At 36.3% G+C, this 18,099-nt stretch carries 12 protein-coding genes; 10 read left to right on the top strand and 2 right to left on the bottom strand.

Going from position 1 to position 18,099, the window contains the following annotated elements; translation table 11 throughout:
• Positions 1-144: 144 nt before the first annotated feature.
• Positions 145-1,608 (bottom strand): RNA polymerase factor sigma-54, encoded by a 1,464-nt coding sequence (gene rpoN, locus GOQ16_RS11465; RefSeq protein ID WP_160069411.1) that lies wholly within the window; start codon positions 1,606-1,608, stop codon positions 145-147.
• 358 nt (positions 1,609-1,966) lie between these two features.
• On the opposite strand from rpoN, the gene GOQ16_RS11460 reads away from it, so the two are divergent.
• Complete coding sequence (locus tag GOQ16_RS11460; protein WP_240141023.1) at positions 1,967-4,153, top strand: transglycosylase domain-containing protein; 2,187 nt, start codon at positions 1,967-1,969, stop codon at positions 4,151-4,153.
• A gap of 39 nt (positions 4,154-4,192) precedes the next feature.
• Entirely contained in the window at positions 4,193-7,327 is a 3,135-nt protein-coding gene (locus GOQ16_RS11455; RefSeq protein ID WP_240141022.1) for a tolB protein precursor, read from the top strand.
• Positions 7,328-7,382: 55 nt separating this feature from the next.
• Here the strand turns inward: GOQ16_RS11455 and GOQ16_RS11450 are convergent, their stop codons facing one another.
• Positions 7,383-7,700, bottom strand: coding sequence for a GIY-YIG nuclease family protein (locus tag GOQ16_RS11450; RefSeq protein ID WP_160069409.1), 318 nt, complete (start codon positions 7,698-7,700; stop codon positions 7,383-7,385).
• Between the two features lie 104 nt (positions 7,701-7,804).
• Here GOQ16_RS11450 and GOQ16_RS11445 point away from each other — a divergent pair, with 104 nt between their 5' ends.
• From GOQ16_RS11445 to GOQ16_RS11410, 8 genes are all read left to right on the top strand, one after another.
• Positions 7,805-8,581, top strand: a complete 777-nt coding sequence (locus tag GOQ16_RS11445) for an XRE family transcriptional regulator (RefSeq protein WP_149914275.1) — start codon at positions 7,805-7,807, stop codon at positions 8,579-8,581.
• Between the two features lie 101 nt (positions 8,582-8,682).
• On the top strand, positions 8,683-9,147 hold the full coding sequence (gene rimP, locus GOQ16_RS11440; RefSeq protein WP_160069408.1) for a ribosome assembly cofactor RimP: 465 nt from the start codon (positions 8,683-8,685) through the stop codon (positions 9,145-9,147).
• 1 nt (position 9,148) lies between these two features.
• Positions 9,149-10,390 (top strand): transcription termination factor NusA, encoded by a 1,242-nt coding sequence (nusA, locus tag GOQ16_RS11435; protein ID WP_160069407.1) that lies wholly within the window; start codon positions 9,149-9,151, stop codon positions 10,388-10,390.
• Between the two features lie 107 nt (positions 10,391-10,497).
• Complete coding sequence (infB, locus tag GOQ16_RS11430) at positions 10,498-13,587, top strand: translation initiation factor IF-2 (protein WP_160069406.1); 3,090 nt, start codon at positions 10,498-10,500, stop codon at positions 13,585-13,587.
• 85 nt (positions 13,588-13,672) lie between these two features.
• Positions 13,673-14,719, top strand: a complete 1,047-nt coding sequence (locus tag GOQ16_RS11425) for a ferredoxin--NADP reductase (protein ID WP_160069405.1) — start codon at positions 13,673-13,675, stop codon at positions 14,717-14,719.
• A gap of 16 nt (positions 14,720-14,735) precedes the next feature.
• Positions 14,736-16,406: a PNGase F N-terminal domain-containing protein gene (locus tag GOQ16_RS11420; RefSeq protein WP_160069404.1), complete on the top strand. Its 1,671-nt coding sequence runs from the start codon at positions 14,736-14,738 to the stop codon at positions 16,404-16,406.
• A gap of 4 nt (positions 16,407-16,410) precedes the next feature.
• Positions 16,411-17,283: a hypothetical protein gene (locus GOQ16_RS11415; RefSeq protein ID WP_160069403.1), complete on the top strand. Its 873-nt coding sequence runs from the start codon at positions 16,411-16,413 to the stop codon at positions 17,281-17,283.
• A gap of 4 nt (positions 17,284-17,287) precedes the next feature.
• The gene (locus GOQ16_RS11410) at positions 17,288-18,094 is read left to right on the top strand and encodes an alpha/beta hydrolase (RefSeq protein ID WP_192922524.1); all 807 of its coding nucleotides are present in this window, start codon (positions 17,288-17,290) and stop codon (positions 18,092-18,094) included.
• The last annotated feature ends 5 nt before the right edge of the window (positions 18,095-18,099 follow it).

Here is an 18,099-nt window from a genome sequence, read left to right as displayed (position 1 = left end):
CCGCCTTGGTACGGATCCGTATGCCAGGTGGTGTGAGAGGACAGATAGGGAAATAATCCCTATCTTCCTACTCGATTGTGGCTTAGCAGAGATCTAGTCGCAGATCAAAGCAATTTATACTTTAATAAGAAAGGAATTATATTTCTATAATTCCTTTCTTAATCTTGCTACAGGGATATTCATTGACTCCCGATATTTTGCTACTGTACGACGCGCAATAGTATATCCTTTATCTTTTAGTATTTCGGTGAGCTTTTCATCAGCTAGTGGCTTGCGTTTGTCTTCATTGGCAATACATTCCTCTAATATTTTCTTAACTTCTTTATTCGAAACCTCTTCGCCCGAATCGGTTTGAATTGCCTCTGAGAAAAAGGATTTGAGAAGAAACGTCCCAAATTCCGTTTGCACGTATTTTGAATTTGCTACACGCGAGACAGTAGAAATATCCATATTAATTTCTTCCGCAATGTCTTTTAGAATCATAGGTTTCAACATACGGTCGTCGCCCGTTAAGAAATACTCGTATTGGTATTTCATAATGGCATTCATTGTTTTCAGAAGCGTCTGTTGTCTTTGTTTGATCGCGTCGATAAACCATTTTGCAGAATCCAGTTTCGATTTTACGAATTGTACAGCTTCCTTCATCTTTTTATCGGTCTTTTCTGCCTTTTCGTAATGCTCAAACATACCTTGATACGTACGAGATACACGAAGTTCCGGTGCATTTCGACCATTCAATGTCAAATGCAAAATACCATCATTATTACTAATGTGAAAATCTGGAATTATTTGCAATTGTTTACCAGCTGCTGCAGCTGAATCTCCTGGTTTTGGATTCAGTTTTAATATTTCATTAATGATTTCTTTTAATTCTTCGGAAGTTACGTTAAGCTGCTTTTCAATTTTGTCGTAGTGCTTTTTTGTGAATTCTTCCAAATAATTCTTAACTACATCAACGGCTTTCTTTACAATTAAGCTTTCTTGATCCTTTTTTCCTAATTGAATCAACAAACATTCTTGCAAATCACGCGCACCAATGCCTGCAGGTTCAAACTCTTGAATTACGCTCAACATCTCTTCCATTTCTTCCTCTTCGGCTATCACATTTTGGGAGAAAGCAAGGTCATCTATCAGGGATAAAATCGGTCTACGAAGATAGCCGTCATCATCCAAACTACCGATAATTTGATTACCTATTAAATATTGTTTGTCGGTAAGCGCAAGTAAATCAAGTTGATTCTGCAACTTTTCAAAAAATGAATCTTGAATTGCAATAGGTATTTCCTTCTGCTCGTCATCATCATCACTATTATAGTTATTGCCGTAATCCTTGAAATCGTCTTCTTGAATATACTCTTCTAATGAAAATTCCTCATCAAAACTGTCCTCACTTTTATTATCGTAATCATCTGGATCTTTATCTGGATAATCTTCTATTGGATCATTCATATTAGCGAGACTCGCATCCTCAAGCGCAGGGTTTTCTTCCAACTCTTCTTTGATACGTGTATCCAAAGAAGCCGTAGGCACTTGCAGTAGCTTTATAAATTGAATCTGCTGCGGAGATAGTTTCTGTAATAACTTTTGTTGTAATGTTTGTTTTAACATGTCGTTAGTTAAATGCTAGGTAAATTTAGTCAAATATTATGAATTTCATTAACCTTCGTCTATAGATGTTTTAATGACGTCAATGCATCACTACTGAAGTATTTGAAAAAGTACAATTTATCGTAAAACAAAGAATGTTAAAATTCGTTAATTTTATAAATATGAATTTATTTAAATGTTGATTGTATAGTATTTTACCAAACATTTTTGTCATATTTACCCTATGTTTAGACGTGTTAAAAATCGATTTCTACGATACATAATTATAGGTATTTATTGTATTGTATTACTAACTTGTGCCGTTCAACTTAATTTCTTAGGATTATTTGGTTATTCTCCTACACAAAAGGATATTGTGATGCCCACACTTAATGTTGCGTCAGAATTGTATACCGCTGATTCTGTGTTAATTGGTCGTTATTTTGATGAAGATCGTGATCCTGTTGCTTTTGATAGTATTGCGCCAGAGGTTGTGAACGCATTAATAGCCACTGAAGATATTCGGTTTTATAAACATAATGGAGTAGATTTTTTAGGACTTGCTTCGGGCATTATTTCAACTATTAAAGGAGACCAACGCGGTGGCAGTACAATTACGCAACAATTAGCCAAGAATCTTTTTAAGACACGATATGCACATTCTCAAGGTTACTTAAGCAAAATTCCTGGTGTTCGTATATTGATAACCAAATACAAGGAATGGATGACTGCATACAAATTGGAAAGTAAATATTCCAAGCAAGACATTTTAACAATGTATTTGAACACCGTTTCATTTAGCAATAATGCTTACGGCATAAAATCTGCTTCTCTTCGATACTTTAATAAATTACCATCTGCACTGAGCACAAATGAAGGCGCTTTATTAATTGGTATGCTAAAAGGAACAACTATCTATAACCCCATTCGTAATCCGAAAAATGCATTGCAGAGGCGCAATACTGTGCTTTCACAAATGCAAAAAGCTGGATATATTACGGAAGGTGAAGTAGCACAATTAGCACAAGACTCGTTAAAATTAGACTTAAGCTTTCATGATAATGATGATTCGAATGATTCGTATTTGCGTTCAGCTGTATACAGATGGTTGGATAAATGGAGTCAAGACAATGAAATAGATATCAATAAAGCTGGTTTAAAAATTTATACAACCATTGATTCGCGTATGCAAAAAATTGCAGAGCAAGTAATGGCAACTAAAATGAAAGAACTGCAGCGTAGATTAAAAAATACGTGGGGTGACAGTGAACCATGGCGTGACAAAGACGGAAATGTTATTCCAGAATTTTTAGAAAACCAAGCTCGAAAGCTTTCTGTGTATAAGAGTTTGATGGAACGCTTCAATAATAACGAGGATAGTGTATTTCAAGTGCTAAATATCAAGAAGGAAATGGAAGTTTTTACTTGGGATGGCATGGAAAAAGTAAACTTTTCTACTATTGATTCGTTGAAACATTATGTAATGATGCTAAATACGGGAATGATGGCGATGGATCCTTATAACGGTGAAATAAAAGTTTGGGTTGGGGGTATTAATCACCAGTATTATAAATTTGACCACGTTAATCAAGCGAAAAGACAAGCAGGGTCTACTTTTAAACCATTTGCTTACTTGGCAGCACTGGAATCTGGAATGACACCTTGTGATAAATTAACGGACAAACCTGTGAAAATTGAGTTTATAGGTAAGGACGGACCTGAAACTTGGGAGCCAAAGAATGCCGATTGGTCTATATCGTATAGCGATATGACTTTAAGACACGCTTTAGCACGTTCTTTAAATACAATTACGGCACAATTGACGGAAATAGTGGGGGCGGATAAAGTTGTTGAGATGGCGCACAAAACTGGAATTGACAGCAAGCTGCAAGCAGTACCTTCTGTAGGATTGGGATCGAATGATGTATCGGTTTACGAGATGGTTAAATCGTACAGCACTTTTATGAATGCTGGAAAAACGACAGAGCCAATTTTAGTTTCAAAAATCGTTGATCAGGAAGGTAATGTTATCGCATTATTTCAAACAGAGCATAAGCAAGTAATTAGTCCTGAAAATGCGTGGCTAATGACTTACATGTTGCGCGGAACTCTTGAGGAGCCAAGAGGTACATCTCAAGCATTATGGGAATGGGATTTATTCAAAGAAAATAACGAGATTGGTGGTAAGACTGGTACCTCCTCAGACTACGTCGATGCATGGTATATGGGGGTTACAAAAGATTTAGTAGCAGGTGTTTGGGTAGGTTGCGATGAACAAAGTATTCACTTTAAAAATTCAGCGACAGGTGAGGGGTCTAAAACTGCACTCCCAATTTATGCGGCATTTATGGAAGAAGTGTACAAACATCCAGAATTAGGCGTAACTTTCGGTAAATTCCCTGAGCCAACAGTTGAAATTACCAAAACGTACAAATGTCCTACACCAAGAGTAATTTATTCGGCTCCAGCTGATAGCACTGCAGATGGCGACGAAGGTGAATTGCAAATTGAACCATTAGAAGGTTCACAAAATACAACAGAGCAATCAACTAATGAAGAACAATAAGTATTAAATATTTAAATTTACAATACTAACTAAATTATTATGAGTTTGTTAAATAAGAAATATTTGTATCGGATTATCAATTTTTTAGCATTAATGATAGTCTTTAGTGGGGCGGTGCAAGCGCAGTATTTTGGTCAAAATAAAATGCGATACAAAAAACTGAACTTTAAAGTATATGATACACCACACTTTAATATATACTATTATTTAGAAAATGATTCGATGATGCGCTGGCTAGCCAAAGAATCAGAGGTATGGTATGATATGCATCAGCAAGTGTTTCAGGATACTTTTGCGCGCAAAAATCCAATAATATTTTACAACAATCATCCCGAATTCCAGCAAACTACAGCAATACGAGGCGATATTTCAGTCGGTACAGGCGGGGTTACAGAAGCGTTTAAGCAACGTGTTATTATGCCGATTATGCAGATTAATCAGCAAACACGACATGTACTAGGGCACGAGATGGTCCACGCTTTCCAATATCGTGTAATAATGGAAGGCGGCGATTCTACAAGACTTGAAAATATAGGCAATATTCCTTTGTGGATGATTGAAGGTATGGCTGAATACTTTTCAATTGGTAAGAAAGATGCATTTACATCTATGTGGATGCGCGATGCCTACCTTCACAAAGACATTCCATCCTTAAAACAATTGACAGAGCAGTCGTACGATTATTTTCCATATCGTTATGGTCAAGCATTTTGGTCTTTCATTGGTTCTACTTATGGCGATACGGTTATTATGCCGCTGTTTATTGAAACGGCAAAATACGGTTACGAGTTCGCTATGCGAAGAGTATTTGGTTACGATGCACAAACGATGTCTACACTATGGAAAAACAGCATGGAGCAGGCATATCGTAATTCAGGAAAAGATACCACAACAAGACCTATAGGTATTAGTTTGATTAATCAAAATAATGCTGGATCGATGAATCTTTCTCCAACCATTTCACCTGACGGAAAGTATGTGGTTTATCTATCGGAACAAGATTTATTTAGTATTGACTTGTATCTAGCGGATGCAAAGACAGGTAAGCGAATACGGAAATTGGGGAGTAAACTCACGAATAAAGATATTGATGAATTTAGTTTTCTAGAATCCGCAGGGTCTTTTTCTCCTGATTCCAAGAAATTTGCCTTTTCTGTGTTTTCTCAGGGAAAGAATAAACTCATGGTCGTAAATGTGGAGACCGGAAATCCTGAACTGGTAGAAGCTATGGGAGATATAGTTGAATTTGCTAATATCGCATGGGCTCCTGATGGAGAAACAGTTGCGTTCTCAGGCTTAGTTAATGGACATTCTGATCTATATACATACAATATCAACACGAAAAAGTTGACGCAATTAACCAATGATGTATACTCTGATTATCAGCCTAACTATTCTCGAGATGGAAGGTGTATAGTTTTTAGTACGGATCGTTTAGCATTGCAAAGTGATAGTCGTTCCGTGACCATTCCTATGAATCTTGCATTGTATGATATTTCTTCGGGTAAGATTCAAAATATAGACGTTTTCCCTGGGGCAAATAATTTGAATCCACAATTTTCAGCAGACGGTACAGCGGTGTTTTTCTTATCTAATAGTGATGGGTATAGAAATTTATACAGATATCATTTCAGTTCAAATACAGTAGAACGTTTGACAGATTACTTTACAGGGATTTCTGGTATTACAGAGTATTCTCCTGCTATATCTGTCTCAGCTAACGATGAAATTGTTTATTCATTCTTCAAAAAGAAAAAATACAATATTTATAAAGCAAATATTTCAGAATTTGAACCTGTAGCTGTATCTGTTCACGATGTAGATATGACAGCAGCAATACTGCCACCAAATGTAGATCGTGGTGTAAATGTTGTAAATAGAAACTTAACTAATTTCAATGTTTTTGAACGTATTTCGGATAATCAAATTAGTAATATTGCTTACACTCCAAAATTCAAGTTGGATTATCTAGCTAATTCTGGGGTTGGTATGTCTGTTGGTTCACGATATGGTGCTGGGATTAGCTCAGGTATTCAAGGTCAGTTTTCTGATATTTTAGGTTATAACCAAATTTTTGCTGCGTTAAATATCAACGGTGAGATTTATGATTTCGGCGGACAAGTTGCTTACATTAATCAGCGAAGCCGACTTAATTGGGGTGGTGCGCTATCCCATATCCCATATATGACAGGTTTTTCGCAATATGGAACAGAAAATTTTGGTAACGGTCCTGAGTTAGCGATTAGCACGTATATGATTCGTACTTTCCAAACGCAAGCAGAAGCTTTTGTAGCCTATCCATTTAATCGACATCATCGTTTTGAGGTGGGCGCAGCTCTTTCTCGCTACGGCTATCGGGTGGATAAATGGAGACAAAGTTACTATTACGGATATGGCGATAGACAGAGAATAACTAATGAAGAAGCTTCTCAATTACTTGGAGGCAATTTCAAACCATTTGTCATTCAACAAATAAATTCTGGTTTTGTGGGAGATAATACGGTTTTTGGTATAACTTCTCCACTACAAGGATTTAGATATCGTTTAGGAGCAGAGCAATATTTTGGAGATTATAATTTTACTGCTCTAAATGTGGATTTGCGTAAATATAATCGCTATAAACCTGTTACGATTGCAGCGCGTTTATATTCCTATATGCGAGTTGGAAAAGACGAAAGCGCATTGTATCCGCTGTATATCGGTTATCCATATTTGATTCGTGGATACGAAAGTGGAAATGTAGATGTGACTGGTAATATTGGATTTTCTGAATTGTCTGGATCAAGGATGGCTGTTGGTAATTTCGAAATACGTATTCCATTCACAGGACCTGAAAAGTTAGCACTTGTTAAATCTGGCTTATTGTTTTCAGATTTAAATTTCTTTGTAGATGCTGGTATGGCTTGGTACGGTGGTAATACTATCAAGATGAGTCGTACAGATGAGGACAAAATTAACGTGGTCGATGAAAGCGGAAATGTCATTTTAGGGTCGGATAACCAACCGCTTAAAATGTTTGATCCTAATGTACGTGTACCTGTATTTAGCGCAGGGGTATCATTACGTGTTAATTTATTTGGGGCTATGATATTAGAACCTTATTATGCGATTCCATTCCAAAAGACTAAGTCTAAAATTGGAACATTCGGATTAAACTTCGCTCCAGGTTGGTAGTCTATAAACCAAAATTGCGATATATGTTAAGGTTGTTAAAAGCTGTTGTTTATGTTTAGGCATAAGCAGCAGCTTTATTCATTATAGTACTATCCACTTTATGCATACCTAACCAATTGGGGTTATTTCTTCGTATTAATTTCTCTTGTTGCATGCGCGTATAGCTATTCAATTCATTTTTTCTTCTTTCCGCAGCTTCGTATGTCTCAAATTCTTCAGTATGCACGATACGCGTGAATTTTGGTCCTCGAACCATAAAAGAGTTTGCTGCATTCTGCAATTCAAATAATTTCAGGCTAATGTCTTGGCAATAACCAGCCTCAACATATACTCTATTTGCGTCTGTCGTGATATATACAATATGCTTTTTCATGTTTTTACTAAAATATTTGGGTTTGCAAAATATGTTTACTAATTTTATTGGCACAATATTACTAATAATTTTAGTATTCACAAATAGTTTTGAAAAAAAATATAATGTCAAATATTGCTTCCAATTTGAAGTTTCTTCGAAAGAGAAACGGTTTAACACAGCAGCAGTTTGCTGATTTAATGGAAATTAAGCGCGCTTCAGTAGGTGCGTATGAAGAGGATCGTGCAGAGCCCAAATACGAATTGCTAAAAAAAATAGCTGAATATTATGGGTTGAGTATGGATGAATTGGCTAATGATGTGATTGATGAGAAGTGGAAACCTGTGGCAAAAGGTAACTCTTCAAACTTGCGCGTACTTTCGGTGACTGTTGATGCTGAAGATCGAGAAAATATAGAGCTGGTGCCAGTAAAGGCTAGCGCGGGTTATTTAAATGGCTATGGTGATCCTGAATATGTAAAGGAGTTACCTCGCTTCTCTTTGCCAATGTTTAATCAAGGAACTTATAGAGCATTTGAGATTAAAGGAGACTCTATGTTGCCATTACCTAGTGGGTCTATTGTAATTGGCGAATATGTTGAGAATTGGCATGATATAAAACCTGGACAAACATATGTCATCATTTCAAAAGATGAAGGTGTAGTATACAAACGTGTTGCATTTAAATATAAAGATGATAAAGGGCTAAAATTAGTGTCGGACAACAAAGTATACGATTCCTATTGGGTAGAACCTACGGATATTGTAGAAGTGTGGAAAGCGAAGGCTTACATTTCGACAGAATTTCCTGAGCCAAGTGCTGAACCGACCATAGAGTCGTTGACAAGTATGATGGCACAAATGCAAAAAACGATTAATTCAGTCGTAGAAACGAAAAAATAGTATGAGAAAATTTCTTGCTTATATAATTATTATGTATATTTGCAATATCTGAAAGGAAGGGGGCATGGAATGCCCCCTTTTTTAATTCAATTTTGAAAAATATGCAGATTGAAAAACGCGTTAGAGAATTAGTAGAAGAGAAAATCGCCGATCGTCCCGAACTTTTTATCGTTAATATTACTATGTTAAAAAATGGGATTCTATCCATTTTGTTAGATGGTGATAATGGGATTTCAATTGACGATTGTGTGGCAGTAAGCAGACATGTTGGTTTTCATTTGGAAGAAGAAAATGTTATAGAGAATGCTTATCGCTTAGAAGTATCTTCTCCTGGTATTGATTCGCCATTAACAATGCAACGTCAATACGATAAAAATATCGGAAGGGATGTTCGTGTTAAATTAGCGAATGGCGATAAAAAAGAGGGTAAACTTATCGCAGCAACAGCAACCGAAGTTACCATCGAAGAAAAAGTAAAAGAAAAGGGCAAAAAAGCTGAATTAAAGGAAGCGATATTGCCATTAGATCAAATAAAGGAAACAAGAGTTTTAATTTCATTTAAATAAAATGAGCAGCACCAATATTAATTTGATTGACTCTTTTCAGGAGTTTAAAGAGTTCAAAAATATTGACCGTCCGACGGTAATCACAGTACTTGAAGAAGTATTTCGTAGTATGATTCGTAAGCGTTTCGGCACAGACGAGAATGTTGACGTTATCGTGAATCCAGATAATGGTGACTTGGAAATTTGGAGAACGCGTGTCGTGATGGAAGATGGTTTCTCAGAAGACGATGATTTAGAAATCGAATTGGCAGAAGCACACCAGTATGATCCAGATTTGGAAGTTGGTGATGATTACATCGAACAGATTACTTTAGAAAGTTTTGGACGTCGTGCTATATTAGCTGCTCGTCAAACTTTAGTATCTAAAGTTTTGGAATTAGAGAAAGACGAAGTATTCAAAAAATACAAAGATCGTGAAGGCGAATTGGTAATCGGTGAAGTTTACCAAATTTGGAAAAAAGAAATCTTAGTATTGGATGAAGATGGTAACGAATTATTATTGCCTAAAACGGAGCAAATCCCAGCAGATTACTTCAAAAAGGGTGATAGCATTCGTGCAGTAGTATATAAGGTGGATATGATGAATAGTAATCCTAAGATTATTATTTCACGTACAGCACCAGAATTTTTACAACGTTTATTTGAATTAGAAGTTCCTGAGATCTTCGATGGTTTGATTACGATCAAAAAAATTGTTCGCGAACCAGGAGAGCGTGCTAAAGTAGCTGTAGAGTCTTACGATGATCGTATTGACCCAGTAGGAGCATGTGTGGGTATGAAAGGTTCGCGTATTCATGGTATCGTACGCGAGTTGCGTAATGAAAACATCGACGTAATCAACTTCACGACAAATGCATCATTGTATATCACACGTGCATTGAGCCCTGCTCGTATCACGTCCATCAAAATTGATGATGAAAACAAAACAGCTGCAGTTTATTTGAAACCGGATCAAGTGTCATTGGCTATTGGTCGTGGCGGACACAATATCAAATTGGCAGGTAAATTGACAGGTTATGAAATCGACGTATACCGCGAAAATGACGAAGTGGAGGAGGATGTGGATATCGAAGAATTCTCAGACGAAATCGACAGCTGGATCATTGATGAATTGAAGCGTGTAGGTTTGGATAGTGCAAAATCAGTTTTAGCATTGTCTCATGAGGAATTAGTACGTCGTACAGATTTAGAAGAAGACACAATACAAGAAATCGTTCGCATTTTAGCTACTGAGTTTGAATAAAACTCAGTAGTCAAAATATGTTACATAGAAAATGTAAATATTTGTTAAATGCGTGCGAAAAAATCATATTTTTGTAAAGAACAGAATTTTTAGAAGGTTAATATTAGATGACAGAAGGTAAAAGCATAAACTTACTTAAAGCAGCAAAAGAGCTTAATATTGGTATTGGTACTGCAGTTGATTATTTGAAGGAAAAGGGATTTGACGTAGAGGCAAAACCTACCACCAAATTAGCTGCGGATATGTACGATGTTCTTTTGCGTAAATTTCAGGGAGATAAAATCGCAAAGGATGAAGCTAAACAAATTGTAATTGGCAAGATTCGTCGTGAAGAAACTCCTTCATCAGGAAGTTCTGCTCCTTCCCAAGAGTCATCTACTTCAAAAAATGATGAAGTTGAAAAAGAAATTTTAATTAAAAGTCCTTTAGTAACTCCTCCAGCGGCTAGCAAAGAAGAGCCTGTGAAAGAAGAGAAAGAGGAATCAAATACCGGTTCTTTAAAAGTTGTTGGCAAAATTGATTTAGATAGTTTGAATAAACCAAAACCTAAAAAGGTAGAGGAACCTATCGCTCAGAAACCAGCAGAAACTCCAGTGACTCCAGTGGTAGAAAAAAAGGAAGAGCCTAAACCAGAACCTATCAAAGAAGAGGTGAAAGAAGAACCAAAAGTAGAGGTGAAACCTGTACCAGTTGAAAAAGTAGAGGTTGTAGCTCCTGTTAAGGAAGAGGTAAAGCCTGTACAAGAAGTTATGGCTCCAAAAGTAGAGTCAAAACCAGTGGAGAAACAAGAGCAAAAGCCGATAGCACAAGTACCAGTTACTCCTGTAGCGGCAGTAACTCCTCCTGTAAAGAAAGAACCTGTAGATGACGTAATTCGTGCGCGCTCAGAAAAATTAGAAGGTCCTAAAGTAATTGGTAAGATTGAATTACCAACTTTTAAACCTAAAGAAAAGCCTGTGGCGTCTTCTTCGAATTCGAATCAAGACAACAAACGTAAGCGTAAGCGTACGAATAAACCAGGTACTCCTGTATCTCCAAATGACCAAAACAACCAGCAAGGTGGTCAAAATAGACCGCAAGGAAGTGGTCCTTATGGTCAAAATAGACAACAAGGTGGTCAACAAGGACAGCCAGGTCAAAATAGACCAGGAGGTCCTCAACAAGGCGGTCCAAGAGGTAATAATAATAACATCAACCGTCCAGGAGGTAATAATCCTGCAAATAGAGGTAGATTTGATAACAGAGGAAAAGGCGGAAGAAATGACGCTCCAAAAGAAGAGTTATCAGAAAAACAAATTCAAGATCAAATCAAAGCTACACTTGCTCGTTTGAGTGGGGCTGGTAAGTCTGGTAAATTTGCGCAACGTGCAAAACTTCGTCGTCAAAAACGTGATGATATAGCACTTTCTGCAGAAGAGGCAGCAATGGAACAAGAATTAATGGCCAAAGTTTTGCGTGTAACGGAATTCGTTACGGCAAATGAATTAGCTAATTTAATGGATGTTCAAGTTACGCAGATTATCGCGACATGTATGAGTTTAGGTATGTTTGTGTCTATTAACCAACGTTTAGATGCAGAAACTTTAACTATCGTTGCTGATGAATTCGGGTATCAAGTTGAGTTTATTAAACCAGAAGATGAAGAAGTTGCTGAATTAGAAGAGGCGGATAGCGAAGAGAATTTAATTCCTCGTGCGCCAATTGTAACGGTAATGGGTCACGTCGATCACGGTAAAACGTCTTTACTAGATTACGTTCGTAAAGCAAACGTAACTAAAGGTGAAGCAGGTGGTATTACGCAGCATATTGGTGCTTATGCCGTGAAATTAGATGATGGTCGTAAAATCACTTTCTTAGATACTCCAGGTCACGAAGCCTTTACTGCGATGCGTGCTCGTGGTGCTAAAGTAACGGATATCGTTATTATAGTTATTGCTGCGGATGATGCTGTGATGCCTCAGACAAGAGAAGCAATTAATCACGCACAAGCTGCTGGTTCACCGATTGTATTTGCTTTCACTAAAGTAGATAAGCCAGGTGCAAATGCAGATAGAATACGTGAGCAATTATCAGCTATGAACATTTTAGTAGAAGATTGGGGTGGTAAATACCAAGCGCAAGAAATTTCTGCTAAGACAGGTGAAAACGTTGATTTATTATTAGAGAAAGTTTTATTAGAAGCTGAATTATTAGAATTAACAGCCGATCCTAAAAAACGTGCTGTAGGTTCAGTAATCGAGTCAGCTTTAGATAAAGGTCGTGGTATCGTGACTACAGTATTAGTTCAAGGTGGTACATTACGTGTGGGTGATGCTATTTTGGCAGGTTCACATTCAGGTAAGGTAAAAGCTTTAACAAATGAACGTGGCGAACGCGTGAAAGAAGCTGGTCCTTCGACACCAGTTCAGATCTTAGGTATGTCTGGAGCTCCGACAGCAGGTGATAAGCTTTATGTATTAGAAAGCGAATCTGAAGCACGTCAAGTAGCGAACAAACGTCTTCAATTACAACGTGAGCAAGGTATGCGTGCAACTAAGCACATTACTTTGGATGAGATCGGTCGTCGTCTTGCAATTGGTAACTTTAAGGAGTTGAATGTAATAGTGAAAGGTGATGTAGATGGTTCTATCGAAGCATTATCGGATTCATTATTGAAGCTTTCAACAGACGAAATTCAAGTAAATATTATTCACAAATCTGTGGGTGCTATTTCGGAATCGGATGTATTATTAGCTTCTGCATCAGATGCAATCATTATCGGTTTCCAAGTTCGTCCGACGCAAAATGCGCGTAAGCTAGCAGAAGCTGAACAAATTGATGTTCGTTTGTACTCAATCATTTACGATGCAATTGACGAATTGAAATCAGCGATGGAAGGTATGTTGGCTCCGAAATTTGAAGAAAAAATTGTTGGTGAGGTTGAAATTCGCGAAACTTTCAAAATTACTAAAGTGGGTACAATTGCCGGATGTATGGTTACAAGCGGAAAAATCACACGTCAAAATGATATCCGTATCATTCGCGATGGTGTCGTAATCCATACTGGTAAATTGGCTTCATTGAAGCGTTTCAAAGATGATGTGAAAGAAGTAACACACGGTTATGAATGTGGTTTGAACATCGATAAATTCAACGATATTCAAGTAGGCGATATCGTAGAAGCATACGAACAAGTAGAAGTAAAACGTAAGTTATAATCTTACACATAATATTATTGTAAAATCCTGACCCTGTGGTCAGGATTTTTTATTTGTCGATATATTTATTTTTATCTTTAAGTCTATGTATGAATTTAGCGTATCAGAGATAATCAGACAGCCAAACGATATTGTATCAATTCGTTTCAACGATCTTTCGGGTAAATATCCGACATATAAAGCGGGACAATTTCTGACTTTAAATTTTCAGTTTGGGGATAGGGAAGTTAGACGGTCTTATTCTTTCAGCAGTTCTCCTTCAGTGTATGAACCGTTAGAAATTACAGTGAAGCGCGTCGATAATGGAGAAATTTCACGATTGCTACATCACAAGCTCGAAATAAATGATATAATCGAAGTATTAGATCCACAAGGATTATTCACGTACGAACCTGAAGTGGATAGTAGTAGAACCGTTTTTCTTTTTGCAGCAGGAGTAGGTATTACACCACTTTATTCAATTTTGAAAACAGCTCTTGTAGAAGAAAAAAATAGTAAAGTCGTATTAATTTACAGCAATTCATCCAAAGAGAAAACTGTTTTTTACGATGAATTACTGGCATGGCAACAACGTTATCCTACACGTTTGCATATTGAATTCATTTGGTCAAATTCTAAAAATTTAGCACATGCGCGATTAAATAGAGAATATTTGATTGCATTAGTTGATCAACATTTACAGTCAGATCATTCACAAGCTCTATTTTATACGTGTGGTCCATTATTTTATATGGATTTAGTACGTTTTACACTTTTGGGTATGGGTTTTCCAGATGAAAATGTACGTAGAGAAACATTTCATTTTCCAGAAGAAGAGGAAGATGATGATGAACGGGAAGAAGAAATTGAGGACACTTCTGAATATAATGTTACCTTAAAATTCAATGGACAAGATTATAATTTATTGGTTCCTGCGAATCAAACTGTTTTAGATGTTGGCTTGTCTCACAAAATCAAATTACCTTATTCTTGTAAATCAGGTATGTGTAGCACCTGTATTTCACAAGTCGTAAAAGGCGGGGTAAAAATGGATTATAATGAAGTCTTGACGGATAATGAAGTAGAGCGCGGAAGATGTCTGATTTGCGTATCTCATCCCATTGAAGATGGAACAATAATTGAAGTCATGTAAACACATTAAAACCACTATGAAAAATTTTCTATTTATCTGTTTTTTAATATGTCTTGCAAACATTGGACAAGCGCAAGTTTACAAAATAACTTATCATACGATCCGCGGCGATCAAGTGGTTGAAACTAATCCAATCATAGTATTCGCAGATAAAAATAAAACTGTAATCACACGTGAAAGTATATTGAATAATAATTTCAGACAAACTGCTGAACAAAGTATTGTTGATTTACCTTCTAAAGTAATATATAGAAAATCAACTTTTCAAAACAGGAAGAGTATATATTCTGCAGATTCCTCCGCTTTTGATAGAAATATATTTACTGAGGCTAATGACCGAAAAGTCATTTTAGGACGAAATACTAAAAAAGCTACAACGTCTATTAATTCCAATGCAATTGAAATTTTTTATACAGCGGAACTACCGATCAAGGCTTCACCTAATGAAATTGGCATAGCAAAAGGTGTGGTACTGGAATATCGTAGAAATGGTAACAGCGGATTTATTGCAGCAAAAATCGAACAGATTAAAAATTTTCCAGCTGGATTTGAAATACCAAAACAAGATCACGTATTGGATATTTTAACATATAGAGATGAAGTTTGGAAAAGTAAATTTATTCAAGTTCCCATTTTTAGCCAAGAAAAAATCTGTTTTGATCCTGATAATTTAAAATCAGATTCTATTTTACGCTTTGCAGCTGGAACTGTCATTTTGAAAAAAATTAAAATACCAGAACTTCTGGAAGAAAGTCAAGCATTTATTGAATTGATTGAAAAATCAAATGGAGATGCATATGACCGTACTGGATCTGTGTTTATGATTGCAACAGATCAACTTGTTACATTTTTTGATGGTATGAAAAACGGGATGTCTACTTTGCCAAAGTATGATGTAGGCGATGGCAAAGATTATATAGGGATGGTACGCACAGATAATTTTTCTCCCGTATTTGAATTAATGCGATTCTTTACCCCTTTTGGTGTTTCTCACTTCAATGATAGATTGAGCTTAAAAGGTAAAACTTGGCAAGATTCAGTGACATATCGTCAAGATATATCCGAGTTTTTGAGCGTGATGTCAGGTAAAGAAGTATATATTGGAACTTATATTGGCAATTACGATAAGGGTGGTCATATCGTAAGTTTAGAGTTAACAATCCATCCAGGCAACTCAAATTATGCTAAAAAAACAGAAGCTCTATCATTGTTTAACACGACAAATGTAATGGAAATGGGAGGACAAACATACCCAACATTATTTGGATCTGATAAAGGTTTGGAATTTGAATTTGAACTAAAAGAAGATGTTAAAAATGCAAGATTGCGCTACATTACTACTGGTCATGGTGGTTGGTGGAATGGAGATGAATTTGTGCCGAAAGTGAATTCGATTTATTTAAACGATCAATTGAAATTTCAATTTACGCCTTGGCGTGTGGATTGTGGTAGCTATAGATTATACAATCCTGTTTCAGGCAATTTTGATAGCGGACTTTCATCATCTGACTTGAGTCGTTCGAATTGGTGTCCAGGGACGATTACATATCCTAACTATATAGATTTAGGAGATTTGAAGGCAGGCAAGCACAAAATGAAAGTTCATATACCACAAGGTCCAGCGGAAGGTGACAGTCAAAGCTTTTGGAATGTGAGTGGCGCATTGCTATATGACAAAAATGATTAAGTGTATGATATTAGTTCGTTTTGTACAACATAAAATTTTAGTTGTTAGCCTTTTACACTTACTGCTGAGCAGCATATCTTATGCACAAAGTCCTCAAAAGCTAGGTAAAGTCACGAGCGCTGCGATAACGGAAATATCTGGCATTGTGCCTTATTATTTTTCAAAAGGATATTTTTGGGTACATAATGACAGTGGTGATGATGCAAATATATACCTAATAGATTCTACTGCTTCACTTAAAGTAACTGTACAGATAGAGGCTGTCAAAGCAATAGATATTGAGGATATTGCGAGGCTTAAAATTGGTAATGATCATTTCTTAATTCTAGCAGATATTGGCAATAATCAGCGCAAGCGAGAGGAACTTTCGTTGTATGTGATTAAAGAACCGAAGATTGATTTCAGCACAAAATTAACCTCTTTAAAGGTTCCTTTATATCAAGAAATTAAAATAAAATACGCAGACAAAAGGAGAGATGCAGAAGCCATTTTGGTTGATCCATTGGATAATCAAGTTTATATTCTGTCAAAGCGAGATTTAGAATCTACCGTTTTTTCATTGCCATTGCATACTAATAATGCGAAAGTTCATGTATTACAACCGATGTTAACATTGCCTTTTACATTTACTACAGGAGCAGATATTTCGGCAGATGGTAAATATATTGTAGCAAAGAATTTGACGACAGTCTTCCTTTGGGAAAGATCTCATTCAGCGTCTATTCTAGAAACATTGAAACAAACTCCACGTAACATTCCATATACCGTCGAACCACAAGGTGAAGCCATTTGTTTCGACCTATATAATCGCTTTTTATATACGATTTCTGAGCGTCCATTTGGTTTGGATTCCTATCTTTACAAATACGATTTTTAAAACTATGAAAAACCTTTTTTTGTTCTCTTTCTTATTTGTTTTACTGTTTACTAGCAAAGGATTTGCTGCTACTGTAGATACTGTAGAAGTATTTTCAGCGAGTATGAATAAAAAGATTAAGACGGTCGTAATCCGTCCAGATAATACAAAAGATAAAGTTATACCTACACTGTATTTATTGCATGGATATGGTGGAAACTATTCCAATTGGGTCGAGAAAGCTCCATATTTGAAAACATTAGTTGACCGCTATAATTATATGGTCGTTTGTCCTGATGGTGGGGTTGGTAGTTGGTATTGGGATACGACTCCAGATTTTCAATATGAAACATTTGTGAGCAAAGAACTTGTGAATTATATCGAATCAAATTTTAAGGTTTGTAAACATAAGACAGGGCGTGCTATCACGGGTTTAAGTATGGGAGGACATGGCGCATTATATCTAGCTATTCGTCATCAAGATGTGTATGGAGCAGTAGGAAGCACAGCTGGTGGAGTGGATATACGTCCATTTCCAGACAATTGGGAAATGAGCAAGCGCTTAGGAGATTATGCGGAAAACAAAGAAAAGTGGAATGAACATACGGTGATTGAAATGCTTCATTTAATCAAACCAAATAATTTAAAAATATTTATTGACTGTGGCTATGAAGATTTTTTCTTTGGAGTGAATGAAGAATTGCATAAAAAATTGTCTTATCTTAACATACCACATAGCTATTTAAAGATGCCAGGGAAACACAATTGGGACTATTGGGCACAGTCTATTGGATTTCAAATGGCGTTTTTTGACCAATTTTTTAGAAATTAAACACT

It is taken from the genome of Sphingobacterium bovisgrunnientis, from assembly GCF_009829085.1.
GTDB lineage: Bacteria > Bacteroidota > Bacteroidia > Sphingobacteriales > Sphingobacteriaceae > Sphingobacterium > Sphingobacterium bovisgrunnientis.
Note: the sequence above shows the minus strand (reverse complement) of the source record. Positions and strands in the feature narration are given on the sequence as shown.